Below are 26,854 nucleotides of genomic sequence, written 5' to 3'. Positions count from 1 at the left end.
ACCACTACAATAAACATTTTTTTGTTTCTAAAAACAGCATAAGTTTTTCTATACATTTTTATAAAAATATTAATCGTTTGGTTTTAAAATGTAGGTGTCATGAAAAAAAAATACTTATTTATAATTCTATTGTCTCTAAATTCGCTTTGCAGTTTTGGACAAGATTGCATCACAGAAAAAATCATATCTGACCCTACAATATGTTTAGGTGAAAATGCCATAATCACGTTGTTTAATAGTGAGACCGGTATGGATTATCAATTACGAATAGGAACTACAGATATTGGTAGTCCTGTGACTGGCTTAACAGGAACGGACATACCTTTTTCAGTTTCTCCTTCCACTACAACTATTTATAATGTAATTGCATCAAGTGGAGCAATCTGTACTATCACCTATTCTGATGTAGCAACAGTTACTGTTAATCCTTTGCCAATAGTTTCAGCTGGAAGCAACTCTCCACAATGCGCCGGTTCTACATTAAACCTTACTGCATCGGGAGGGATTTCTTATAGCTGGACTGGACCAAATGGCTTTACATCAACATCACAAAATCCATCAATTACTAATGTAACAACTGCTGCTTCGGGAACTTATACAGTGACCGTAACAGATGCAAATAGTTGTTTCAATACAGCAACGGTAGGGGTAACGGTGAATACACTTTTAGTACCATCAGTAAACATTGGAGTAAATCCAGGAAATAATATATGCGCCGGTACTTCTGTTACCTTTACGGCCACTCCTGTTAATGGTGGCACCACTCCTATTTATCAATGGAAGATAAATGGTGTAAACGTAGGAATTAATAGTCCAACGTTTACTACTTCTTCATTAGTAAATACTGATAAAGTGACAGTTGTTCTAACTTCTAATGCTACTTGTCCTTCTCTTACAAAAGTAACCAGCAATGTAATTACGATGACGGTAAATGATATTGTGATACCATCAGTAAGTATTTCCTCATCGGCTACAACGATTTGCCCAGGTAATTCAATAAATTTTTCTGCTATAGCAATAAATGGAGGCAGTACTCCTTCATATCAATGGATGATTAACGGTTTTAATGCTGGTATTAACAGTCCAAATTTTTCTACCTCATCATTCGTTAATGGTGATATAGTTACTGTTGAACTAACATCAAATGCAGCTTGTTCGTCTCCCACTACTGCGATTAGTAATCCTATTACTATTACCGTAAACCCAGCAACGCCAGCAACACCCGCAGCTATCATAGGAACAACTCCTGTATGTCCTGGTGTTACAACTTTAACTTATGACATTACACCAGTCCTTAATGCGACAACCTACACTTGGACGGTTCCAGCAGGATGGTCAATTACTGCAGGTGCAGGAACTAATTCAATTACTGTAACATCAGGAAGTACAGGTCAAAATGGGAATATTAGTGTTACTGCTGGAAATAGTTGCGGAACGAGTGCTACAAGAACTTTGGCTGTAACTGTAAGTCCGGCAACACCAGCAACGCCTGGAGCAATAACAGGTATTGTTAAACAATGTCCCGCGGTTACTGGCCAAATATATAGTATCGCTGTAGTGACTAATGCGACAACTTATAATTGGACAATTCCAACAGGATGGGCTATTACTGCAGGTACAGGAACTAATTCAATTACTGTAACATCAGGTAATACTGGTCAAAATGGAAACATTAGCGTTACAGCTGAAAATAGCTGTGGCACAAGTGCTACAAGAACTTTGGCAGTAACAGTAGCACCAACAACTCCTGCAACTCCTGGATCAATAACAGGTACAGTTACACAATGTCCTGCATTAACAGGGCAGATTTATAGCATCGCTGCAGTTACCAATGCGACAACTTATACTTGGACAGTTCCTATAGGATGGTCAATAACCGCTGGAGCAGGAACTAATTCAATTACTGTAACATCAGGTAACGCGGGTCAAAATGGAACTATTAGTGTCACTGCTGGAAATAGCTGTGGTACAAGTTCAGCAAACACTTTAGCAGTAACTGTAAGTCCCGCAACACCGACAACACCGGGAGCAATAGCCGGTACTTCATCTGCATGTCCTGGAATTACCGGATTAACGTATAGCATTGCTGCAGTAACCAATGCGACAACTTATAATTGGACAGTTCCAACAGGATGGTCAATAACCGCCGGTACAGGAACTAATTCAATAACTGTAACATCAGGAAGTACTGGACAAAATGGAACTATTAGTGTGACTGCTGAAAATAGTTGCGGAACAAGTGCTGCAAAAACCTTGGCAGTAACCGTAAATCCAGCAACACCAGTAACACCGGGAGCAATAACTGGAACGGTTACACAATGTCCTGCATTAACAGGGCAGATTTATAGCATCACTGCAGTAACCAATGCGACAACATATATTTGGACTGTTCCTACGGGATGGTCAATAACTGCTGGCGCAGGAACAAATTCAATTACTGTAACATCAGGTAGTGTGGGTCAAAATGGAAATATTAGCGTTACCGCTGGAAATAGCTGTGGCACAAGTGTAGCCAATTCCTTGGCAGTAACTATAAGTCCAGTGACACCGGCTACACCGGGAGTAATAAGTGGAACTTCACCAGTATGTCCAAGCATTACTGGGTTAACGTATAGCATAACTGCAGTAGCTAATGCAACAACTTATACTTGGACAGTCCCTACAGGATGGTCAATTACAGCAGGTACTAATACAAATTCAATTACTGTAACATCCGGTACTGCCGGTCAAAATGGAAACATTAGCGTTACCGCTGGAAATAGCTGTGGTACAAGTGCTGCAAAAAATTTGGCTGTAACTGTAAGTCAGGGAACACCGGGAACACCGGGAGCAATAAGTGGTTCAACAGAACAGTGTATAAGCAAATCAGGCCTTATTTACAATATAACTGCTGTTCCAAATGCTACTTCTTATACATGGACTTTACCTTCAGGATGGAGTATAACAGCAGGAGTAAATACAAATTCTATTACGGTTTCAACATCAGGAACTGCAGTTGGTGGAAATATTACCGTAACCGCAACCAATTCTTGCGGTACAAGTAGTGCGCAAACTTTCGCCGTAACTGTAAATACTGCTATTCCAGTAACACCAGCGATACCAACTAGCCCACAATCTACATCAGTATGTCCCGTTGTTTCTGGATTACAATACAGTGTTACCGCTGTGGCTAATGCTACAAGTTATACATGGACCTTACCAACAGGCTGGATTATTACTGCTGGATCTGGTACAAATTCCATCACGGTTACTGCATCATCTTCTGCTGTTACTGGTAATATATCAGTAAAAGCAAGTAATGCCTGTGGTTCAAGTGCATCTAGTGCAAATTTACTCGTAACTGTTGGTAATTTTGCTTTTGTGGATGCAGGGGTTGATCAGGTAGTTTGCGCTGCATCACCGGATGTTTCCCTTTCTCCTACAACTGGAGGAGCAACAGGGAACAATAACGTAGTATGGAGTTCTTCTAACGGAGGTTCTTTTTCTCCTAATGCAAATAAATGGAATGCAACTTATACTCCCGGAGCTGCTGCAATAACTGCGGGAACTGTAACATTAACCATTACATCTGATGATCCGTCAGGATCTTGTACAGCAGTAAGCGACCAAATGATAGTAACCATAACACCGATTGCAAGTATCGCTTCTGTTACGGGGATAAGTACTTTATGCAGTTCCGCAACAACAACCTACACAGCGAACTCTGTCGTTCTTAGTGGTGGTATTGGTGCTTGGAGTAGCAGCAATACTGCTGTAGCCACAGTTAACAGTTCAGGAATCGTAACAGGAATCGCAGCAGGTAATTGCAATATTATTTATACTATCACTGGAGGCTGTGGCGGAACTAAAACAGCCTTTCAATCTATCACTATTAACGCAGCACCAACTGTTAATGCTGGAGGACCTAATGTGGTTTGTCAATCTGCAACTCCTGCAGCCATTACATTAGCCGGTGCATCTGTGGGCGGTGGAGCTACAACCGGTGCATGGTCCATAATCTCAGGCGGGGGACTATTAAGCAGCACAGCACAAACTGCAACTCCTGCAACAGTAACTTATACTCCTGCTGCAAACTTTAGCGGAACTGTTACACTTACACTTACCACAAATGCTCCTAGTGCATGTTCTGTTATAAGTGCAACAAGAACTATAACTATAAACGCTGCTCCAACTGTTAATGCCGGAGGACCTGATGTAGTCTGTCAATCTGCAACTCCTTCAGCTATTACATTAGCTGGTTCATCCGTAGGCGGAGGAGCTACAACTGGCGCATGGTCCATAACCTCTGGTGGGGGATTATTAAGCAGCACAGCACAAACTGCAACTCCTGCAACAGTAACTTATACTCCTGCTGCAAACTTTAGTGGTACTGTTACGCTTACACTTACAACAAATACTCCTAGTGCATGTTCTGTTGTTAGTGCAACAAGAACCATAACTATAAACACTGCTCCAACTGTTAATGCAGGAGGACCCGATGTAGTTTGTCAATCTGCAACTCCTGCAGCCATTACATTAGCTGGTTCATCCGTAGGCGGAGGAGCTACAACCGGTGCGTGGTCTATAACCTCTGGCGGGGGATTATTAAGCAGCACAGCACAAACTGCAACTCCTGCAACAGTAACTTATACTCCAGCTGCAAACTTTAGCGGAACTGTTACGCTTACACTGACTACAAATGCTCCTAGTACATGTTCAGTTATTAGTGCAACGAGAACCATAACTATCAACACTGCTCCAACTGTTAATGCAGGAGGACCTGATGTGATTTGTCAATCTGCAACTCCTGCAGCCATTATATTAGCCGGTGCAACTCTAGGCGGAGGAGCTACAACTGGTGCATGGTCTATAACCTCTGGTGGGGGATTATTAAGCAGCACAGCACAAACGGCAACTCCTGCAACAGTAACTTATACTCCTGCAGCAAACTTTAGTGGTACTGTCACTCTTACGCTTACTACAAATGCTCCTAGTGCGTGTTCCCTTGTAAGTGCAACAAGAACTATAACTATAAACGCTGCCCCAACTGTTAATGCCGGAGGACCCGATGTAGTTTGCCAATCTGCAACTCCTGCAGCCATTACATTAGCTGGCGCAACTCTAGGCGGAGGAGCTACAACCGGTATATGGTCCATAACCTCTGGCGGGGGACTATTAAGCAGTACAGCACAAACAGCAACTCCTGCAACAGTAACTTATACTCCAGCTGCAAACTTTAGTGGTACTGTTACGCTTACACTGACTACAAATGCTCCTAGTGCATGTTCTGTTGTAAGTGCAACAAGAACCATAACTATAAATGCTGCTCCAACCGTTAATGCAGGAGGACCCGATGTAGTTTGTCAATCTGCAACTCCTGCAGCCATTACATTAGCTGGAGCAACTCTAGGTGGTGGAGCAACAACTGGCGCATGGTCCATAACCTCTGGCGGGGGACTATTAAGCAGCACAGCACAAACTGCAACTCCCGCAACAGTAACTTATACTCCTGCACCAAACTTTAGCGGTACTGTTACTCTTACGCTTACTACAAATGCTCCTAGTACATGTTCTGTTGTAAGTGCAACAAGAGCTATAACTATAGACTCGGCTCCAACTGTTAATGCTGGTTCTGACTTAACAATTTGTTCAAATACAACTGCTACAATGGCTGGTTCTTTTGGAGGAAGTGCTACTTCAGCCACCTGGAGTACAAGCGGAAGCGGTACATTCAATAACAATACACCAACTGCAATTTACACCCCAAGCGCTGCTGATATTAGTACAGGTATCATTACGCTAACATATACTACTAATGATCCGATTGGTCCATGTCCATCCGTAAACGCAACTATCTTCCTAACGATTAAAAAAGCTGCAGTAATTACAACACAGCCTTCAAACACGAGTATATGTGCCAGTTTCCCTGTAAATTTAAGCGTCGTTGCCATTGGTGATGGATTGACTTATCAATGGTATAAAGGTTCAGCTCCAAGCGGGACACCAGTAGCTAATTCAGCCAATATTTCAGGTGCTCAATCAACAAATCTTCATTTTAATCAGGCAAATTTAACTGATGATGGTTATTATTATGTAATAGTTGGTGGAGCGTCACCATGCGCATCAGTTACCTCTGCTCAAAGAACATTGAACGTAGACCAAGCTATTATTGTATCAACACAACCAGTTTCACAAGCATTATGCACTGGTTCTAATGTCACATTTACTGTTGTTGCTGATGCAAATGGAGATCCTTTGTCTTTTCAATGGAGAAAAAATGGAATAAATATAAGTGGGGCAACTTCTACCACAACATCTTCTACATTAACAATAAATAATAGTACAGCAGCAGATGCAGCAAATTACGATGTCTTGATTTCAGGCCCTATAGGTTATACGTGTTCATCCGTTCAATCTGCTGTTGCAACATTAACTGTTAATCCGCTACCAACAATTAGTGGAACACTAAATGTGTGTGAAAGTTCCACAACTCAATTAAGCGGTTCAGCAGCACCGGCAGCGGTCAATCCTTGGCTATCTTCTAATACTTTAGTAGCTAGTGTAAGCAATAATGGTCTAGTAACTGGCATAACTGCAGGTACGGCGGTAATAACTTATTCCAATAGTAATGGTTGTAAAATAACTGCTACTATCCTTGTTAATCCAACACCAAGTGCTCTAGCCACAAATGCTACACAAACAATTTGCTCAGCTGGTACAATTACCACAATAGCTTTCTCAGGAAATGTAGCTGCTACAACTTATAATTGGACTAGAAATAATACAGTAACCGTAACCGGAATTCCTACTAGTGGAACCGGTGACATTAGCGGAAGCTTGACCAATTCCACTAATGCGCCAGTAACCGTAACTTTTACCATTACACCTACAGCAAATGGATGTCCTGGAACACCAATAACAGCAACGGTTTTAGTAAATCCAACTCCTAATGCAGTTGCAACTCCAGCATTACAAACAATATGTTCAGCCAGTGCAATTACAACAATAGCACTTTCTGGAAGTGTTGCTTCGACTACTTATAATTGGACAAGAAATAATACAGTAGCAGTAACTGGAATAGTAGCTAGCGGAAGTGGAAATATTAGCGGAAGCTTAATCAATTCCACTAATACGCCTATAACAGTAACTTTTAATATTACTCCTACAGCTAATGGATGTCCGGGAACACCAATAACAGCTACAGTTCTCGTGAATCCAACACCAAATGCAGTTGCTACTCCAGCTTCACAAATGATATGTTCAGCCAGTGCAATTACGGCTATAGTTTTATCAGGAAACGTAGCTTCAACTACTTTTAATTGGACTAGAGATAATACAGTTGCAGTAACCGGAATTTTGGCTAGTGGAAGTGGCAACATCAGTGGAACTTTGACAAACACAACTAATGCCGCTGTAACGGTAACTTTTACGATAACTCCTACTTCAAATGGATGTCCGGGATTACCAATAACAGCTACAATCTTGGTAAATCCAACTCCTAATGCAATTCCAACCCAAGCATCACAAACGATATGTTCAGCCAGTGCAATTACAACAATAGCACTTTCTGGAAGTGTTACTGCAAGTACTTTCAATTGGACTAGAAATAATACTGCAACTGTAAACGGTATAGCAGCAAGCGGAAGTGGAAATATTAGCGGAAATTTAACCAATACAACCAATGCTCCAGTAACGGTAACTTTTACGATAACTCCTACTGCTAATGGATGTCCCGGAACACCAATAACAGCAACAGTTCTGGTGAATCCAACACCAAATGTAGTTGCGACTCCAGCGTCACAAACAATATGTTCAGCCAGTGTAATTACGGCTATAGTTTTATCAGGAAACGTAGCTTCAACTACTTTTAATTGGACCAGAGACAATACAGTCGCAGTAACCGGAATTTTGGCTAGTGGAAGTGGCAACATCAGTGGAACTTTGACAAACACAACTAATGCCGCTGTAACGGTGACTTTTACGATAACTCCTACTTCAAATGGATGTCCGGGATTACCAATAACAGCTACAATTGTTGTTGCAGCACCTTCAATAGGTGGTGTAGTTACTTTCTCAAGTGGTGCCAAAACATTTACTGATTGTCATTCTGCAAGTGGAACTGTAGCTTTAAGTGGGCAAATCGGTATTGTTGATAGATGGCAATCTTCAACAGATGGTGGTAACACATGGTCAGATAAAGGAAATGCCGGCAATACAACATATACTTATACCGCCATAACAACAGCTACCCTGTTTAGAGCCGTTGTTAAAAATGGATTATGTGCAATAAGCTATTCTGATACAGCCATTTTATTTATAATTCCAAACATTAAACCAACACCCGTAAGTGCAAGTCCTTCCACAATTTGCGAAGGAGAATCAACAACTTTAATTTCATTAACTAGTTTTTCAAGCAGTCAAGCCCTACAAAATGGAGGCCTTTTCAATACCGCTCAGCCTCCGGGTTGGTATGTAGATGGAGGAAATTTTAACGCCTCTGGTGATAATGGAAAAAATCATACATTTTCAGAAACTAATGGAAATGCAGGTGACGAATATAATTCTGTCGATAAAAAATTTGCCATAGTACGTGGTAATTTAAATTCGATAATGGAGACCCCAATTTTTGATCTAATCGGATTAACAACAGCTAATTTAACATTTGATAGTGCTTATAAATTAAATAATGGAGCATGGGGAAAAGTGGATCTATCCTTTGACGGAGGCCTAACCTATCCGACTAATTTGGCCAATTATTCAGGGAATCAAGCTCCTTATAATGTATTTAACACCGCAATTAGTTTAAATTTAGATGCATACTTAGGATACAATAACTTAAGAATACGATTTAGTTATCATGGAACTGAAGACAGAAATCTTCCTTCAAATGTAGGTAGTTCCTGGGCACTAGATAATATTAAAATTCCTCAAACTCCAGTTCCTGCATTAACATCCGATTGGAAAGATCTTGGAACAGGGGCAATTATAAGCATTGCCAATTCAACAAACGTAACAGTAACACCACCAGTAACCACGACCTATGAAGTAACATCCTATCTTAATGGTTGTCGAAGTTATGGTAGCGAAGGAACGACACTTATTACAGTAACCGTAAATAAAAGACCTACTGCTAATATAGGGGTAAATCAAACTATTTGCTATGATGGGACAGCTAATTTTAATATTACATTAACGGGTAAAGCACCATGGATTATCACTTATAGTAATGGTACGACACCCACTACCGTAACATATAATGGTGCCAGTCCGTATCTATTTAGCGTTTCTAATATCAAAGCAAACTGCACCTATACTGTTACCAATTTAAGTGACGCAAACTGTACAGTAGCATTACCACAAGGACTGATAGGAGCGGCAACAGTAACAGTGCTGACTGGTACTCCGGGTATATGGACTGGTTTAGTGAGCACCGATTGGTTTGATTGTAAAAACTGGGAACAAGGGTTGCCTTCTCTTACAATTGATGCACAAATCCCTACCAATCCGTCAGGAGGTCCAAGAATGCCGGTAATCGATCGAACTTCTCCTTTTGCTTCTTTATATAACTATATCGCAAGTGCCAGAGATATTATTATAGCAAACAGTGCTTCAGTTACCATGGTGAATTACAATAATTCCGAATTACAAATTAGTCGTGACTGGAAAAATAGTGGTGCTTTTATTCCGGGAACAGGAACAGTAACTTTTAATGGCTATACATCAAATCAGATTCAGAATATAAATCTTGGCATAAAAGCCAAAGAGACCTATTATAATTTAACAACTAATAATTCGGGCGGTGCCAAAGGAATAAGTGTAATTGATGGATTTGAATTAACCGTATTGAATAATTTATCGCTCCTAAGCGGAGATTTACGTTTAACTGGTGAAGCGCAACTGATACAAGCTGGAACTGCAACAAACCCAACAGCTGGTACAGGATATCTATTGAGAGACCAACAAGGGCAAAGAAACAGTTTCAATTACAATTACTGGTCGTCCCCTGTTAGTCTAAATAATACTAATTATTCTGTTGGAAGTGTTTTAAGAGATGGTACAGATATAACAAATGTTATAAATCTTTCTAATTTTAATCAAGAAATCATATCCTTTGGTGATGGAGCCTATTTTGCTGATGGTTCTTTATCAAACCCAGTAAAAATAAGTAACAGATGGATCTGGTCCTACAATTCATTAACACCGGATTCTAATACGGATTGGGATAATTATTACCAATGGAACTATATTGGAAGTACCGGAGTGATTAGAAAAGGTGAAGGATTTACAATGAAGGGAACTGATGGAACATCTTCTCTTCTATCAATGCAGAATTATGTCTTTGTTGGCAAGCCAAATTCTGGAACTGTCGCATTAAACATTAGCCTAGATCAAACCTATTTAATAGGGAATCCATATCCATCTTCACTTGATGCTGATGAGTTTATAAAAGACAATTTAAAAGATTGTACTGGTTGTAGAGCAAGTGCAAATATTTTTAGTGGAGCACTCTATTTTTGGGATCATTTCGGTTTAACAAGCAATCACTTTCTGGCGGAATATGTTGGAGGTTATGGAACTTATACCTTAATGGGTGGGTTAGTTGCCATCGCCGATGATCCTTTGAATGTAAATAATGGTTCAACCGGAACAAAAATACCAAAACGTTACATTCCAGTAGCCCAAGGATTCTTTGTAGACGCTTCTTTAGACCCATCATTAGCAGGAACAGCAACTACCGTTCAAGGTGGAACCTTGAATTTTAAAAACAGTCAAAGAGCCTTTATTAGAGAAAGTTCCGGGAATTCAATATTTATGAAACAAAGTGTTCCTAAAAAAATGGCAGTCGAGCAAATTGACCCAAGATCTAAAATCAGATTGAGTTTAGTATCGGCTTTAGGAATAAATCGACAATTATTAGTGGGAGTAGACAGTAATACCACTAATGAATTTGACATTGGTTATGATGCCCCAATGCTAGAGATAGAAGGAGATAACATTTATTGGGAATTTAGTAATAGTAAGTTTGTGATTCAAGGTGTCCCAGATTTTAATGATGACCAAATAATTCCTATAGGGCTTACTATAGCAAATGAAGGCTTGACTACCATCAAAATTGATGCGTTAGAAAACGTACCTGAAACTACTAAAATTTACTTATATGACAATATTTCCGGAAATTATCATGATATGAAAAATAGTGGATTTGCTATTCCGCTTGCTGTTGGTGAATACAATAATCGTTTCTCTTTGCGATTTACTAACAAAACACTTGGTATTGAAGACAATACTATTAATGATGGTATTCTAATCTTATATTCAAACAACTATAAAGTTTTAATTATTCAAAACAAAGTACTTGACACGATGGTTAAGGAAGTCCACCTGTTTAATCTATTAGGACAAGATCTTACAAAATGGGATGTTGAAAATATAGATCAAACCAGAATTCAGATTCCAATCAAGAATCTAAGTTCCGGAGTTTACATAGTAAAACTAAAAACTTCAAAGGGAGATTACAATAAAAAAATTATAATCAAATAAAAAAGTCATATCTAATGCTAAAACTGGCGTAATTAAGCAAACATTAACCATAAATTTAAAATTGATATTAATTATTCTTTTTATATTTGAAGAATTAATTCCAATTAATTTTTGAACAAAACAATAATTACAATTTTAACTTTACAAAAATGAAAAAAATAGGTACCCTTTTAGCAATACTTTTATTTACAATCAGTGCCAGCGCACAAGATGCTAAACCAGTTGCAAAAGAAAAAGCTAAAAAAGAATCTTGTTGTGCAAAAGCAGATTCGAATGAAAAAACAATGACTGCGGCAGAAGTGGAAAAATGCAAAATTAAATGCAAAGCTGAAGGTAAAAAATGCGACGCAAAAATGGCGCAAGCTGAAGGTAAAAAATGTAGTACTACAATGGCCAAAGCCGAAGGAAAAAAATGCTGTGCTAAAAAAGCATAACTTACTTTAAAAATGAAACGCCTCTAAATTTAGAGGCGTTTTTCTTTTTTATAATTCCTATTACACTAATTTACAAGCGTTTTATTTAACTCTTACACTCCATTCAAAATCCATTTCGGATACTTGGACTCCTTTTTCATCTGTTCCAATGGATTTCATCCAAAAGGTTTGCCCTTCTCCACTAGCAATAGTTTCTTGAATGGCTTTTTCTATTAAAGAACCATCTTTACAAGTAAAAGTGATTCTTCCTGTCGCTTTCTTTGTGAAATTTCCTTTGTTGTTAGCCACTAACATCGATATCTTTCTGCCGCTTTTTTGAATTTGATACATAACCAAAGCTCCCGTAGAAAGCTCAGCAGCCATAGCTTGCACAGCAAAATACATAGAATTAAATGGATTTTGGTTAATCCAGCGGTGTTTTACTGAAACTACACATTTATGCTCGTCTATCTCTTTTACACGTACGCCACAGATAAATGCCGATGGTAATTTGAATAATAAAAATTTATTAAGTTTTGATACGGTAAGTTTCATATGTAGCTACTATTTGTTTTTTATAGGAATTATGGTATCGCCATTCTTCATTATCTTTTGTGTCCCGAAGCTTCGGGATTGAATCATCGCGAGTTGATTATTGCTGCTTTTTTTGCTAAAATACAAAAAAATACTATGCATACATATAAAAACATATTGTTAATGTTTTGTTAATATTTGGTACTATGCGAAACAAGATACTGTCTTTTAGCTATAAATTTGCATAAGAAATTACTATATACTTTTAATCATGGAAACAACAACTGAAAAAAACACCGCTACATTTACTCATTTGAGTGCATTAACTCAATATTTTATTCCTTTTGGGAATTACATTTTTCCAATATTGATTTGGTCTTCAAAAAAAGACAAATCAGAATTTGTAGATCATAATGGAAAACAAGTGCTGAATTTTCAATTGAGTTTATTATTGTATTCTTTAGTACTAATTATGATAGCTGTTCCTATCTTTCTAATTACTTTCTTAAAGAATATTCCTTTTGAGGCGCTAATAAATGATCACGATATTATTTTAAGAAATTTTAGTTTTGAGGGTAACATCGGATTGTTAACAGTAGGTTTAGTAGCTGTTTTGATTTTTGGACTTTTGAAAGTGGCTGAATTCTTTTTAATCATTTATGCTTCCATAAAAACATCAAATGGTGAAAAATACAACTACCCAATTACGATTCCGTTTATTAAATAAAAAAGATTACTTCACTTAAAATCTATTTTCATTGGAGTTCAGTGAACTTCGTTTGAAATGGAAAGCAGGAATAAGCTCCAAAAAAAAATCAATCATCAATCAAAAAATGAATAGTTTAATCAACCAAAAATTAAAAAAAAGAAATTATGAACATTGAAAACACAAAAGCCCAGATGCGTAAAGGTGTTCTCGAGTTTTGCATCTTATCCGTATTGAAAGAAAAAGATGCCTACACATCGGAAATATTAGACACTTTGAAGAACGCTAAATTGTTAGTCGTGGAGGGAACCATTTATCCATTACTTACAAGATTGAAAAACGATGGATTACTCAACTACCGTTGGGAAGAATCAACATCAGGACCACCAAGAAAATACTATGGTCTAACCGAAATAGGACAAACTTTTTTAAACGAACTTAGTGGTACTTGGACTGAATTATCTGATGCCGTAAACCTTATAACCAACCAAAAACAATAGTCATGAACAAAACTGTAAATATAAACCTAGGCGGAATGTTCTTTCATATAGATGAAGATGCATACCAAAAATTAACACGATACTTTGATGCTATAAAACGTTCTTTATCGAATTCATCAGGGCACGATGAAATTATAAAAGATATCGAAATGCGTGTTTCGGAATTATTGAACGAGAAACAAAAAAGCGACAAACACGTTGTAGGATTAAAAGATGTAGATGAGGTAATTGCTGTAATGGGACAACCTGAAGATTACATCATTGAAGATGAATTGAAAGGCTCTCAAACATATAGTGACAACACTAATAGAAGATCAAAAAAATTGTACAGAGATAAAGAAAAAGGAATGATTGGCGGTGTTGCTGCAGGATTAGGGCACTATTTTGGAATCGATTCAGTTTGGATTAGAATTGTTCTTCTATTATTAGTTTTTGCTGGATTTGGAACTGGTATTCTTGCTTATATTATCCTTTGGATTGTAACACCAGAAGCCATTACGACTTCAGAAAAACTAGAAATGACTGGAGAACCGGTTAACATTTCGAATATCGAAAAAAAAGTTAGAGAAGAGTTTGAAAGCGTTTCAGGAAAAATAAAAAATGTAGATTACGACAAATATGGTAATCAAATAAAAACGGGCGCCAGCAAAATAGGAAACTCATTTGGTGATTTTATCATGACAGTTTTTAAAGTTTTTGCAAAATTTTTAGGAGTGATTTTGATTATCACCGGAATTGCAACTTTAATTTGTTTACTGATAGCCGTTTTTACTTTAGGTTCTTCTAATTTTATCGATGTGCCTTGGCAAAGTTTTATTGAAGCGGGAAATTTTACTGATTATCCAATATGGTCATTTGGATTATTGATGTTCTTTGCAGTTGGAATTCCGTTCTTTTTCTTGACTCTTTTAGGTTTCAAATTATTGTCTCCTACTATGAAGTCAATAGGAAATATTGCAAAATATACGCTGTTGGCACTTTGGATAATTGCTATAGCAACCCTAATTTCAATTGGAATAAAACAAGCATCTGAAGTGGCATACGAAGGAAAAACAGTTCAAAAAGAAACTATTAATCTAATGCCAACTGACACTTTATATGTAAAATTCAGATACAATGATTATTACACAAAAAGTATTAATGACAGAGAAAACTTCAAGTTTGTACAGGATTCTGCAAATGCTCAATTAATTTATTCCAATAATGTGAGATTCCAAATTTTACATACTGATGAGAAATTACCATTCATTCAGATTGAGAAAATGGCAAGAGGAAAATCATTTCAAGACGCTAAACTAAGAGCTGAAAAAATAAAGTATGCTATTAAAATTGAAGGAAATCATGTTATTCTTGACAATTATTTATTGACTGAAGTGAGTAATAAATTTCGTGATCAGGAAGTGGAAATCTTCTTATACTTACCTGAAGGAACTTTATTGAAACCAGATTCATCGGTTCAGGATTACGACAGGTCCGATGATTCATTCTTCAACTTACATTACAGTTCTGACAACTACATTTATAAAGTAGAAAACTCACAAATAAAATGTTTGAATTGTCCTGCTGATGAAAATGAATATGATGACGTAGATAATGATACGGACAATGACAGCAGTCAAACATCTGTTACAATCAACAAAGAAGGAGTTTCAGTAAAAAATGACACTATCATTAACTCAAAAAACAACATTCAAGAATTAAAAATTAATAAAGACGGCATTATCATTAAAACCAAATAGCCATGATAAAAATCATCACATTAATCACAAAATTCATTATTGTCACTTTAACTGCCTTATTATTTGCATCATGTAATCATATGATAAACATGAAATCAATAGAAGGAAGTGGCCATGTGACAACCGAAAAACGAATTGTACAAGGCGATTTTAAAAGTGTTGAAGTCAGCAATGCCATAGAGCTTGTCATTGAACAATCAGACAAAACAGAAATTATTGTTGAAGCAGATGACAATTTGCAGAAAGAAATCACCACCAAAGTGGAAAACGGTGTTCTTATTATTGCTTGTGATTTCAATTCTTTCAACAATATAAAATCAAAAAAAGTAACGGTAAAAATGCCTGTTATTGATCGACTAGAGGCTTCCAGTGCAGCTACAATCAAAAGTAGCAATACATTGAAAGGGGAAAACATTAAACTGGAATCCTCAAGCGCGGCCTCAATAGATGTAAATATTGAATCCGATGCTATTTTTGGCGAAGCCAGTAGCGGCAGCACTATTAACATAAATGGGAAAGCACTTAAACTTGATACTGAAGCATCAAGCGGCAGTACAATAGATGCCAAAGATTTATTGGCAAATGAAATCAGTGTTGAGGCTTCAAGTGGCGCATCTGTCCATGTTCATCCAATTGTTAGCCTGAATGCACAAGCATCTAGCGGAGCGTCCGTAAGTTATAATACAGTTCCTAAATCAATTCAAAAAGAAGCAAATTCCGGAGGAAGCATTCATCAGGAATAATAAAACTATTTACTTTAAAAATAAGATCAATCATCCATCAAAAGTGGATGATTTTTTTATATTTGTATACATCCTAATCCAAATGAAATGAAAAAATATACTGCTATACTCCTACTCCTTTTAACAACCACATTGACATTGGCTCAAAAAAAAGATAAAACAAAAGGATCAAAAACGGTAACCATTGAACAAAAGGAAGTTGGCAATTTTGAAGCGTTAGAAGTTGAAGACAATCTCGAAGTTCATTTAGAAAGAGGAGAAAAAACGGAACTTAAAATTGAAGCAGATGACAATTTACATGATATTATTTCATTCGATTTAAGAGACAAAACACTTCGTATTTATACCACTAAAGAAGCCGTAAATTATAAAAAACTAATTGTAAGGGTTACTTATACTAAAGATTTAAATTTGATAACTTCAAAAAATGAATCGACTATAAATGCAATACAAGAAATTCAACTAGACAATTTAACATTTAAAGCCCATGATTTTTCCCAACTTTATTTGAATGTCAATGCTAAAAATTTCATATTACAAGCGGATGATAAATCAAAGACCGAACTGAATTTAAAATCAGAAAGCGCAATTGTTGAATTAAGTAAAAATTCTTCTTTAAAAGCATTAGTTACTGCTATTGATTTGAAAGTTGATATGTACCAAAAATCAAATGCAACTATTGAAGGTGATGCAACCAATGCAATTATCCGATTGGATAATAATTCAAACTTAACAGGGAATAAACTAATTCTAAAAAATGCCGATGTCACCACCGAAAGCTATTCCAATTGCAGTTTAAACGCAACAACAGCAGTAATTATTGATGCTGCTAATAAATCAGAAATTCAACTTTTAGGAACTCCAAAAATTGAAATCAGGAAATTTATCGATGAGGCTAAATTGATAAAAAAACTAAAATAAAAAATCTTCCCCAACCCCTCCGAAGGAGGGGAGCAAAACTTGGACTAAATAATTTATCTCCTAACCAACAAAAAGTCCCACTTACTAAGGCAAATGGGACTTTTTCATTTTGAAAAGTTAGCAAGATTAAAAAAATCTAATTGACTTTATTCTTTAGAAGCTAAATATCTTTCGGCATCCAGAGCAGCCATACAACCTGTTCCAGCAGCAGTAATTGCCTGACGGTATAAATGATCTGCGGCATCACCGGCTACGAAAACTCCATCAACATTCGTTTTTGAAGTCCCAGGAGTATTGATAATGTATCCTGTTTCGTCTAAAGTAATATAGTCTTTAAAAATATCTGTATTTGGTTTATGACCAATAGCGACAAAGAAACCGGTAGCTTCAATATCAAAAATGGCACCTGTCGTTTTATTTAAAGCTTTTACCCCTTCAACAACTTGTTCGTCACCTAATACTTCAACAGTATCGTGATTCATTAATATAGTTATGTTCTCTGTTTTACGAACGCGTTCTTCCATGATTTTAGAAGCCCTGAATTTTTCACTTCGCACCAACATGGTTACTTTTTTACAAAGTTTTGACAAATAATGTGCTTCTTCACAAGCTGAATCTCCAGCTCCAACAATTACTACTTCTTGGTTTCTATAGAAAAAACCGTCACAAACAGCACAGGCAGAAACGCCACCACCCATTTTTAAATAATGTTGTTCTGAAGGCAACCCTAAATATTTAGCAGACGCTCCGGTTGAAATAATTACGGTTTCACAATGCAATTCTTTAGTGTCATTGATCCAAACTTTATGAATATCTCCTGAAAAATCTACTTTAGTAGCCCAACCATCACGCACATCAGTACCAAAACGTTGTGCTTGCGCTTGTAATTGAACCATCATTTCAGGTCCTGTAACTCCATCAACATAACCAGGAAAGTTCTCTACTTCATTGGTTGTTGTCAATTGGCCTCCAGGTTGGATTCCTTGGTATAAAACTGGATTCATATTAGCTCTGGCGGCATAAATCGCTGCAGTATAACCTGCTGGACCAGAACCTATAATAAGACATTTAATTTTTTCTATTGTATCAGACATAGTACGATTATATTATAATTTTTAACAGGACAAAAATAAGTTATAATTGCTGTATTATAGAAGCTGAATAATCAGTTTTTGTTATTCTATAATAAAAAAATCCCTTCTGTTGAGACAGAAAGGATTTTTAGTCGGGGTGGCAGGATTCGAACCTGCGGCCTCCTGCTCCCAAAGCAGGCGCGATAACCGAGCTACGCTACACCCCGAAAGCGGGTGCAAATATACAACTATTTTTTGCTTCTCCAAAACTATTTTGAAAATAAGAAATAAATTTATTTGGTGCAAAAATAGTTCGAAAACCTAAAAGAAATGGACAACACAAAACAGCATTAAACCCTAACTCTCCTAGCCCAGATGGCAGTAAAAAGCTTCGCCGAACAACCCCCTATTTTTTCTTGACATAAAAGAGCGACCAAAGTAAGCTCCTTTTATGGCTTCCGAAAAAACGTAGGAGTAGGCTACAGTCCCGAAGTAACGGGATTGAAATGAACAGCTGAAATAGCTCCAGAAAATCATATTCGTTTTAAAAAATTATAATCTGTCAAATAACGACTAATCAAGCTTTAACAAATGTTAACAAAATAGATTTTTAGAAACCATAAATAATTGTATTTTTACGGTTCAAAATTTAGAAAAATAAATGGGCAAAATCATCGCGATTGCTAATCAAAAAGGTGGAGTTGGAAAGACTACAACGTCAGTAAATCTTGCAGCTTCATTGGGGGTTTTAGAAAAGAAAGTATTACTTATTGATGCTGATCCACAAGCGAATGCATCTTCTGGATTGGGTATTGATGTTGAATCTGTTGAAATAGGTACCTATCAAATTCTGGAACATAGTCATACTCCGAAAGAGGCCATCATACAATGTTCTGCTCCAAATGTGGATGTAATTCCGTCACATATTGATCTTGTTGCCATTGAAATCGAATTAGTAGATAAAGAAAATAGGGAATATATGCTTAAAAAAGCATTGGAAAGTGTCAAAGATGATTACGATTTTATCATCATCGATTGTGCACCATCGCTGGGATTGCTTACCTTAAATGCTTTGACTGCTGCTGATTCTGTAATTATTCCTATTCAATGTGAGTATTTTGCACTAGAAGGTTTAGGGAAATTATTGAATACGATAAAAAGCATCCAAAAAATTCACAATCCGGATTTAGACATCGAAGGCTTATTATTGACCATGTTTGACTCGAGATTGCGTTTATCTAACCAAGTAGTTGAAGAGGTTCAAAAACATTTCAACGACATGGTTTTTGATACCATTATTCAAAGAAATGTAAAACTGAGCGAAGCGCCAAGCTTTGGAGAAAGTATAATAAACTACGATGCCACAAGCAAAGGAGCTACTAATTACTTGCACCTTGCTCAAGAAGTTATAAAGAAAAACAGTAAATAGTTTTATGGCAAAAGCACTAAAAAAACAAGCCTTAGGAAGAGGATTATCCGCATTGTTAAAAGATCCGGAAAACGATATAAAATCCGTAAACGATAAAAATGCCGATAAAGTTGTAGGAAATATTATTGAGCTTGAAATTGATGCGATTGAAATAAATCCGTTTCAGCCCAGAAGTAATTTCAATGAGGAATCATTGAGAGAACTAGCCACTTCTATCAAAGAATTAGGCGTTATTCAGCCCATTACCGTACGTAAATTAGACTTCAATAAATACCAATTGATTTCGGGTGAGCGCCGTCTTCGTGCGTCAACTCTTGTGGGATTGACTACCGTTCCTGCTTACATTCGTATTGCAAATGATAATGAATCGCTGGTTATGGCATTGGTTGAAAATATTCAGCGTCATGACTTAGATCCAATTGAGATTGCACTTTCGTACCAACGTTTGATCGATGAAATTCAGCTGACTCAAGAACAGATGAGTGAACGTGTAGGAAAAAAACGTTCTACAATTGCTAATTACTTGAGACTTTTAAAACTGGATCCAATAATCCAAACCGGAATTCGTGATGGTTTTATCAGTATGGGGCATGGTCGTGCAATAATCAACATTGAAGACCAAGATATTCAAACTGATATTTATCAAAAAATCGTTAGTCAAAACCTTTCGGTTCGCGACACGGAAGCTTTGGTAAAAAATTATCAGGAAAGTTTAAAACCTAAACCTGCAGGAAAACCTAAAGCGGCTTCGTTTGAAATTGCAGATGCTCACAAAAGTACTTTTACAAATTATTTTGGTACCAAAGTAGATGTGAAAGTAGCCGGAAACGGTAAAGGAAAAATTACTATCCCATTTCATTCGGAGGAAGACTTCAACAGAATTATCAAACTAATAAACGAGTAGTGCATAAAATCATTTTCATAGGTCTATTCCTTTTTATAACAGGAAACACTACTGTTTTTGCACAAACGAAAACCGATGCTGTTTTGGTGGCGAAAGACACTTTGAAATCGAATGATATAGATCCTTTAACCCCTGCAAAAGCAGCATTTTATTCGGCTGTCTTACCAGGATTGGGACAAGCTTACAACAAAAAATACTGGAAAATACCGCTCGTTTACGGAGCTATTGGAACCAGTTTGTATTTTTATATTGATAATAATAAAAAATACCATCAATATAGAGATGCTTATAAAAGAAGATTAGAAGGTTACACGGATGACAATTATGCTTATCTGGACAAAACCAGATTGATTGCCGGTCAAAAATTCTATCAAAGAAATAGGGATTTGTCTGCTTTAGTCACTTTGGCATTTTATGCATTGAATATTGTGGATGCTAATGTGGATGCTGCATTAATACAATTTAATGTTGATGAAAACTTATCCGTAAGACCAATTATTTATCCAAATGATGTAACATTCAAAACAAACTTCGGACTAACTCTTAATTATAATTTTTAACTACAAGACAAACAACCTGTCAGGTTATTGATTATTTAAATTTTAAAAAATTAAAACAAATGAAAATTGCGCTTTTAGGATACGGAAAAATGGGTCAGGTAATAGAAAGAATTGCTCTTGAAAGAGGTCATGAAATCGTTTTGAAAAAAGATGAATTCAATACTTATGATGGGCTTTCAAATGCTGATGTAGCGATCGATTTCAGTGTTCCAACTGCCGCAGTTAGCAATATTTCCAGTTGTTTTCATGCCAATGTACCTGTGATTTCAGGAACTACGGGCTGGCTGGAACATTATGATGAAATGCTCGCACTATGCGCAGCAAAAAACGGAGCCTTTATTTCCAGTTCAAACTTTAGCCTAGGCGTAAATATTTTCTTTGAGCTCAATGAATATTTGGCAAAAATCATGTCAAAATTCGACAGCTACACAGTAGAAATGGAAGAAATTCATCATACTCAAAAACTGGATGCACCAAGTGGAACTGCAATTTCATTAGCAAAAGGAGTTATCGAAAATAGTTCATACACCAATTGGACATTAGAAAATCCTGAACCAAATCAAATTCATATCGAAACCAAAAGAATTGGTACTGTTCCCGGGACTCATACGGTAACGTACAATTCATCTGTAGATGCTATAGAGATAAAACATACGGCACACAATCGTGAAGGTTTTGCTCTTGGTGCAGTGATTGCAGCCGAATGGATTGTGGGTAAACAAGGCGTTTTCACAATGAAAGACGTATTAGATTTAGATAAAATTCAATAGACGAATTAGATAATAAATTTTAATTCATCTAATAAACGATTAACAAAATAACATTATTATGACACTATATCAATGGTTTGTGTTTTTTCTTCTGGTTCAGATTATTCACTTTTTAGGAACTTGGAAGTTATATGAAGCTGCTGGCAGAAAACGTTGGGAAGCTGCTATTCCAGTATATAATGCCATCGTGTTAATGAAAATAATAGGTCGCCCTACTTGGTGGACTATTTTACTTTTTATACCTATCATTAACCTTATAATGTTTCCTGTAATTTGGGTTGAAACTTTAAGAAGCTTTGGAAAAAGAACTTCTTTAAATACCTTTTTAGGCATAATTACTTTTGGTTTTTATATCTATTATATTAATTACACGCATAAATTAGATTACGTAACCGACAGAAGTTTACAGCCTGTAAATAAAACGGCAGATACCATTAGCTCGTTACTTTTTGCAATTATTGTAGCTACTTTAGTGCATACATATTTTATTCAACCGTATACCATTCCTACATCATCACTGGAGAAATCATTGTTAATTGGTGACTTTTTATTTGTGAGTAAAATGAATTATGGAGCAAGAGTCCCTATGACCACTGTGGCTTTGCCAATGGTTCACGATTCAATTCCTTTGACTAAAAGTAAATCGTATCTAAGTTGGCCACAATTACCTTATTTCAGATTACCTGGCATTCAAAATATAAACCGAACAGATATTGTAGTTTTCAACTGGCCGGTCGATACCGTTTATAAATTTTTTGACACATCAAAAAGAAGAGCATATAAGCCCGTTGATAAAAAATCGAATTACGTAAAAAGATGTGTTGGTATTCCCGGTGACAGTTTGTCTATAAAAGACGGCATCGTTTACATCAATGGTACAATATTACAATTACCGGAAAGAGCAAAACCTCAGTTTTCGTATGCAGTAGCATTGGACAAAAAAACACCAATCGATTTCGAATCTCTATTAAAAGAATTAGATGTTACGGATGATGCAGGCTTTAAAAGTGATTTAAGAGACACATTATTCTTAAAAGCACTTACTGCTGCCGGAGCGGAAAGGTTAAAAAATGTTCCCGGAGTGGTATCTGTTACCAGACAAATTTCAAAAGGTGTTGAAGATGGGATATTCCCTCATATCAACAAATGGAACCGTGACAATTTTGGTCCGATTTATATTCCTCAAAAAGGGAAAACTGTTGCATTGACCACCGAAACGCTACCATTTTACAGAATGATTATCTCTGAATATGAGAAAAAAGATTTAAAAGTTAATGGAAGCGAAATTAGAATTGATGGTAAAGTAGTTAATAATTATACTTTCGACCAAAATTACTATTGGATGATGGGAGACAACCGTCATAACTCTGAAGACAGCCGTTATTGGGGTTATGTTCCTGAAGATCACATCGTAGGAAAACCAATTTTCATATGGCTAAGTATTGACCCACATGGAAAAGGATTAAATAAAATTCGTTGGGATAGAGTTTTCACAACTGTTAGCGGTGAAGGCCAACCGCAATCATATTTTAAAATTTTCCTACTTGCTTTAGTTGCCTTCTTTATTGGAGAATATTTTTGGAAAAAAAGAAAAGAGAAAAAGGACCTCTAACTAAAACTCAAATCTAAAAAACTTTAAACTATAAACAAATATCATGACACTAAATCAGTGGTTTCTTTTTTTTCTAATCATTCAGGTCGTTCACTTTTTAGGGACTTGGAAACTATACGAAAGCGCAGGTAGAAAAAGATGGGAAGCAGTCATTCCAGTTTATAATGCTATAGTTTTAATGAAAATAATAGGCCGTCCCACTTGGTGGACGGTTTTACTTTTTATTCCGATTATAAATCTCATTATGTTCCCTGTAATTTGGGTTGAAACACTGAGAAGTTTTGGAAAAAAATCTTATTTAGATACTTTTTTAGGCATAATAACTTTTGGATTCTATATCTATTATATCAACTATACTCAAAAGTTAGATTATAAAGCTGACAGGAGCTTACATCCTGAAAACAAAACAGCAGATACCATTAGCTCTTTACTTTTTGCTATCATTGTTGCTACTTTGGTTCATACTTATCTTATACAGCCATTTACGATTCCGTCTTCTTCATTAGAAAAAACATTATACATTGGCGATTATTTATTTGTGAGTAAATTAAATTTTGGAGCAAGAACTCCTATGACTACAATTGCGCTACCTATGGTTCATGATTCAATCCCCTTTTTAGGAGTTAAGTCATACCTATTCAATGATGATATTACAAAAAAGGAAACTTCGATTTTGAACAAGTTTCAATTACCATATTTTAGATTCCCTTCGATTGAAACGATTAAACGCAATGAAATTGTTGTGTTTAATCAACCCGCGGATACTTTATTGGATATGGATAATTTTAAACCAAAAAGAAATTATTACAAACCGATTGACAAAAAAACAAATTTAGTAAAACGCTGTGTTGGAATACCCGGAGATTCTTTGGAGATTCGTGAAGGGAAGATTTACATCAATGGAAAACCAACTAAATTACCAGAAAGTGCAAAACTCCAATATAATTTTTTTGTAAATACTCAAGGTACAAGTATGGATCAAAATTCGCTAGTAAACATGTATGGTGCTAGAGATGGTTTAAAGAACGGGAATGGAGATTTTGCATTGACCAATAATGGAGAATATATATTAACATTAACCGATAACGAAGCAAACAGAATAGCAAACAATCCCGTAGTTAAAGATGTCAAAAAGTTTTTACTTCCAAAGGGAGAAGATGGAGATGTATTTCCTCATATTCATTCGTTAGGATGGAACATAGACAATTTTGGACCAATTTATATTCCAAAAAAAGGAGAGACAGTTAAATTAGATAAAAAAACACTCCCATTTTATAAACGCATCATACAGGAATACGAAAAAAACACATTACTGATTAACGGTGACAAAATTATAATAAACGGAAAACCAGTTAGCACCTATACTTTTAAGCAAGATTATTATTGGATGATGGGAGATAATCGTCAAAATTCTTTAGATGCAAGGTTTTGGGGATATGTTCCTTTTGATCATATAGTTGGCAAACCCGTATTCATTTGGTTTAGTTGGGATAAAGATGGAAAAGGAATTCAAAAAATAAGATGGAATCGAGTTTTTTCTTTCGTAAATACAAATGGAGAGCCTAAATCTTATTTAATTCATTTCTTAATCGCTCTTGCCGCCTTTTTTGTTGGTGAGTATTTTTGGAAAAAAAGAAAAGAGAAAAATAATTAGTTAAAAGTTTCAAAGTCAAAAGTTTTAAAGTTTATATTATCAAACTTTAAAACTTTTGACTTTATTACTTTAAAAACTTTAGACAAACATGAACACACTATTACATCCTACCTATTTCCCATCGATTAGTCATTTTGCGGCCATGGCACAATCTGAAAGTATTACATTTGAAATAGCCGATAATTTCCAGAAACAAACCAATCGCAACCGAACTTATATTTATAGTCCAAATGGGATTCAGTTATTGAATATCCCTGTAAAGCATTCGAAAGAAAGTCATCAAAAAACAAAAGATATAAAAATAGAAACTGATTTTGATTGGCAAAAACAACATTTTAAATCACTGGAAGCAGCATACAGAAGCTCTCCCTTTTTTGAATTTTTCGAAGATGATTTACGTCCAATATTCGAAAAAAAATACACCTTTCTCTTAGATTTAAATTTTGAATCTTTAGCTGTTTTAACTAAGTGTTTGCGAATGAAACTGGAATATTCTAAAACTACCGAATATTTTCATGAAGTAGATACAAATGCCATAAAAGACTTCAGATTTTTGGTAGATGGAAAAAAGGATCCTTCTTCCTTTGAAACATACACACAGGTTTTTGATGACAAATATGGTTTCATTAATAATTTAAGCATTCTGGATTTATTATTTAATGAAGGGAAATATGCAATGGATTATTTGAAGCAACAAGACCTTATAATAAAATAGATTCCAACAGTTTTATTCGAAAGATAATCTGGCCATTATAGGAAAATGATCGGAATTTATAAATTCGGGGAAATTTTCAAATTTCTTGACAGCAATTTTTTCGTCAGCAAATATATAATCGATACGGGCAGGATAATATCTAAATTTATAAGTGACACCAAAACCTTTTCCAGCTTCTTCAAAACTGTCTTTAAGCTTACCTTTAATACTACGGTAAACATAAGAGAAGGCACTATTATTCATATCTCCACAAATTATAATAGGATATTTACAATCCTTTTTATGTTCCATAAAAATCTCTGCTTGCTCTTGTTGCTGTTTAAAAGCAACACTAATTCTTTTGAACATCATTTGAGATTTATCCTGATTAATTGATTCAATATTCTCATCAATTTCATTAACATCAGGAGATATTTTTAAGGATTGTAAATGCATATTATAAACCCTGATGACATCTTTTCCTTTTTTAATATCTGCAAAAACAACATTATTAGTTGAGTTCGGAAAAATAATATTTCCTTGGTCAATAATAGGGAATTTAGAAAAAATAGCCTGCCCACTTTTAATATTGTTTCCATCTGTAAAAATATATCGATGTGGATATACTTTTAAATCAATATTAGCTGAAGAAGAATATTCCTGAATACACAAAATATCAGGATTTTTTTCATTTATAAACGTTAGAATCTCGGCAGGAACATCATCTCTATCAATCCACTTGAACACATTAAACAGGTGAACATTATAACTCATTACCGTAAAATCCTTCTCTTCGACTGGAAAGTCCGTTGTAGAAAATTTATAAAATTTATTTATAAAAGTAATTCCTATCAAAAGAACTAAACCGGAAACAAACATTCTTTTTTTAAACTGTAATGCCCAATAAACAAAAAATAACCCATTCAAAATAAAAAAAAGTGGCATAAAAAGTGTCAATACCGACAAAAGAGGGAAAGATTTCGGAGCTAAAAAAGGGAAAACATAAGCAATGAATGTCACTATAGTGAGCATCATATTTAAAATAAACATACCTTTATTGAACCACGAAAGATTTTTCATTT

The 26,854-nt window shown here is 35.7% G+C and carries 17 protein-coding genes and 1 tRNA gene; 14 read left to right on the top strand and 4 right to left on the bottom strand.

Annotated features, from left to right (window positions below; translation table 11 throughout):
- Nucleotides 1–99: 99 nt before the first annotated feature.
- Together ACM55I_RS03190 and ACM55I_RS03185 are read left to right on the top strand one after the other, a co-directional pair.
- Nucleotides 100–11,520, top strand: a complete 11,421-nt coding sequence (locus ACM55I_RS03190; protein WP_416845325.1) for a PKD-like domain-containing protein — start codon at nucleotides 100–102, stop codon at nucleotides 11,518–11,520.
- Between the two features lie 149 nt (nucleotides 11,521–11,669).
- Nucleotides 11,670–11,954 (top strand): hypothetical protein, encoded by a 285-nt coding sequence (locus ACM55I_RS03185; protein ID WP_416845324.1) that lies wholly within the window; start codon nucleotides 11,670–11,672, stop codon nucleotides 11,952–11,954.
- Nucleotides 11,955–12,035: 81 nt separating this feature from the next.
- On the opposite strand, the gene ACM55I_RS03180 is transcribed toward ACM55I_RS03185, so the two are convergent.
- Entirely contained in the window at nucleotides 12,036–12,488 is a 453-nt protein-coding gene (locus ACM55I_RS03180; RefSeq protein ID WP_416845323.1) for a DUF4442 domain-containing protein, read from the bottom strand.
- A gap of 250 nt (nucleotides 12,489–12,738) precedes the next feature.
- On the opposite strand from ACM55I_RS03180, the gene ACM55I_RS03175 reads away from it, so the two are divergent.
- The 5 genes from ACM55I_RS03175 (at nucleotide 12,739) to ACM55I_RS03155 (ending at nucleotide 17,076) form a co-directional block, all read left to right on the top strand.
- A complete protein-coding gene (locus ACM55I_RS03175; protein WP_416837048.1) occupies nucleotides 12,739–13,194 on the top strand; it encodes a DUF4870 domain-containing protein in 456 nt (151 codons plus the stop codon).
- A 146-nt stretch (nucleotides 13,195–13,340) separates the two neighbouring features.
- Nucleotides 13,341–13,673, top strand: coding sequence for a PadR family transcriptional regulator (locus ACM55I_RS03170; RefSeq protein ID WP_039110051.1), 333 nt, complete (start codon nucleotides 13,341–13,343; stop codon nucleotides 13,671–13,673).
- A gap of 2 nt (nucleotides 13,674–13,675) precedes the next feature.
- Nucleotides 13,676–15,412 carry a PspC domain-containing protein gene (locus ACM55I_RS03165; protein WP_416845322.1) on the top strand — a complete coding sequence of 579 codons (1,737 nt, stop codon included), beginning with the start codon at nucleotides 13,676–13,678 and terminating at the stop codon, nucleotides 15,410–15,412.
- Nucleotides 15,413–15,414: 2 nt separating this feature from the next.
- Nucleotides 15,415–16,155 (top strand): head GIN domain-containing protein, encoded by a 741-nt coding sequence (locus ACM55I_RS03160; protein WP_416845321.1) that lies wholly within the window; start codon nucleotides 15,415–15,417, stop codon nucleotides 16,153–16,155.
- A gap of 87 nt (nucleotides 16,156–16,242) precedes the next feature.
- Nucleotides 16,243–17,076, top strand: coding sequence for a GIN domain-containing protein (locus ACM55I_RS03155; RefSeq protein WP_416845320.1), 834 nt, complete (start codon nucleotides 16,243–16,245; stop codon nucleotides 17,074–17,076).
- A gap of 146 nt (nucleotides 17,077–17,222) precedes the next feature.
- Here ACM55I_RS03155 and trxB read toward each other — a convergent pair whose 3' ends face one another.
- Complete coding sequence (trxB, locus tag ACM55I_RS03150; protein ID WP_416845319.1) at nucleotides 17,223–18,170, bottom strand: thioredoxin-disulfide reductase; 948 nt, start codon at nucleotides 18,168–18,170, stop codon at nucleotides 17,223–17,225.
- Nucleotides 18,171–18,301: 131 nt separating this feature from the next.
- A tRNA-Pro gene (locus ACM55I_RS03145) sits at nucleotides 18,302–18,376 on the bottom strand.
- A 434-nt stretch (nucleotides 18,377–18,810) separates the two neighbouring features.
- Between ACM55I_RS03145 and ACM55I_RS03140 the strand changes: the two genes are divergently transcribed.
- The 7 genes from ACM55I_RS03140 (at nucleotide 18,811) to ACM55I_RS03110 (ending at nucleotide 25,793) form a co-directional block, all read left to right on the top strand.
- Nucleotides 18,811–19,578, top strand: a complete 768-nt coding sequence (locus ACM55I_RS03140; RefSeq protein ID WP_416845318.1) for a ParA family protein — start codon at nucleotides 18,811–18,813, stop codon at nucleotides 19,576–19,578.
- A gap of 4 nt (nucleotides 19,579–19,582) precedes the next feature.
- Entirely contained in the window at nucleotides 19,583–20,482 is a 900-nt protein-coding gene (locus ACM55I_RS03135) for a ParB/RepB/Spo0J family partition protein (RefSeq protein WP_416845317.1), read from the top strand.
- Nucleotides 20,482–21,042, top strand: coding sequence for a DUF5683 domain-containing protein (locus ACM55I_RS03130; RefSeq protein ID WP_416845316.1), 561 nt, complete (start codon nucleotides 20,482–20,484; stop codon nucleotides 21,040–21,042). Before ACM55I_RS03135 ends, ACM55I_RS03130 begins: the two co-directional genes overlap by 1 nt.
- A gap of 59 nt (nucleotides 21,043–21,101) precedes the next feature.
- Nucleotides 21,102–21,812: a 4-hydroxy-tetrahydrodipicolinate reductase gene (gene dapB, locus ACM55I_RS03125; RefSeq protein ID WP_416845315.1), complete on the top strand. Its 711-nt coding sequence runs from the start codon at nucleotides 21,102–21,104 to the stop codon at nucleotides 21,810–21,812.
- 58 nt (nucleotides 21,813–21,870) lie between these two features.
- Nucleotides 21,871–23,424 carry a signal peptidase I gene (gene lepB, locus ACM55I_RS03120; protein WP_416845314.1) on the top strand — a complete coding sequence of 518 codons (1,554 nt, stop codon included), beginning with the start codon at nucleotides 21,871–21,873 and terminating at the stop codon, nucleotides 23,422–23,424.
- 43 nt (nucleotides 23,425–23,467) lie between these two features.
- A complete protein-coding gene (gene lepB / locus ACM55I_RS03115; protein ID WP_416845313.1) occupies nucleotides 23,468–25,078 on the top strand; it encodes a signal peptidase I in 1,611 nt (536 codons plus the stop codon).
- A gap of 88 nt (nucleotides 25,079–25,166) precedes the next feature.
- Nucleotides 25,167–25,793: a WbqC family protein gene (locus tag ACM55I_RS03110; protein ID WP_416845312.1), complete on the top strand. Its 627-nt coding sequence runs from the start codon at nucleotides 25,167–25,169 to the stop codon at nucleotides 25,791–25,793.
- Nucleotides 25,794–25,805: 12 nt separating this feature from the next.
- On the opposite strand, the gene ACM55I_RS03105 is transcribed toward ACM55I_RS03110, so the two are convergent.
- On the bottom strand, nucleotides 25,806–26,852 hold the full coding sequence (locus ACM55I_RS03105) for an endonuclease/exonuclease/phosphatase family protein (protein ID WP_416845311.1): 1,047 nt from the start codon (nucleotides 26,850–26,852) through the stop codon (nucleotides 25,806–25,808).
- Nucleotides 26,853–26,854 lie beyond the last annotated feature (2 nt).

Origin of the sequence: Flavobacterium algoris (assembly GCF_048158525.1) — a bacterium.
GTDB lineage: Bacteria > Bacteroidota > Bacteroidia > Flavobacteriales > Flavobacteriaceae > Flavobacterium > Flavobacterium algoris.
Note: the sequence above shows the minus strand (reverse complement) of the source record. Positions and strands in the feature narration are given on the sequence as shown.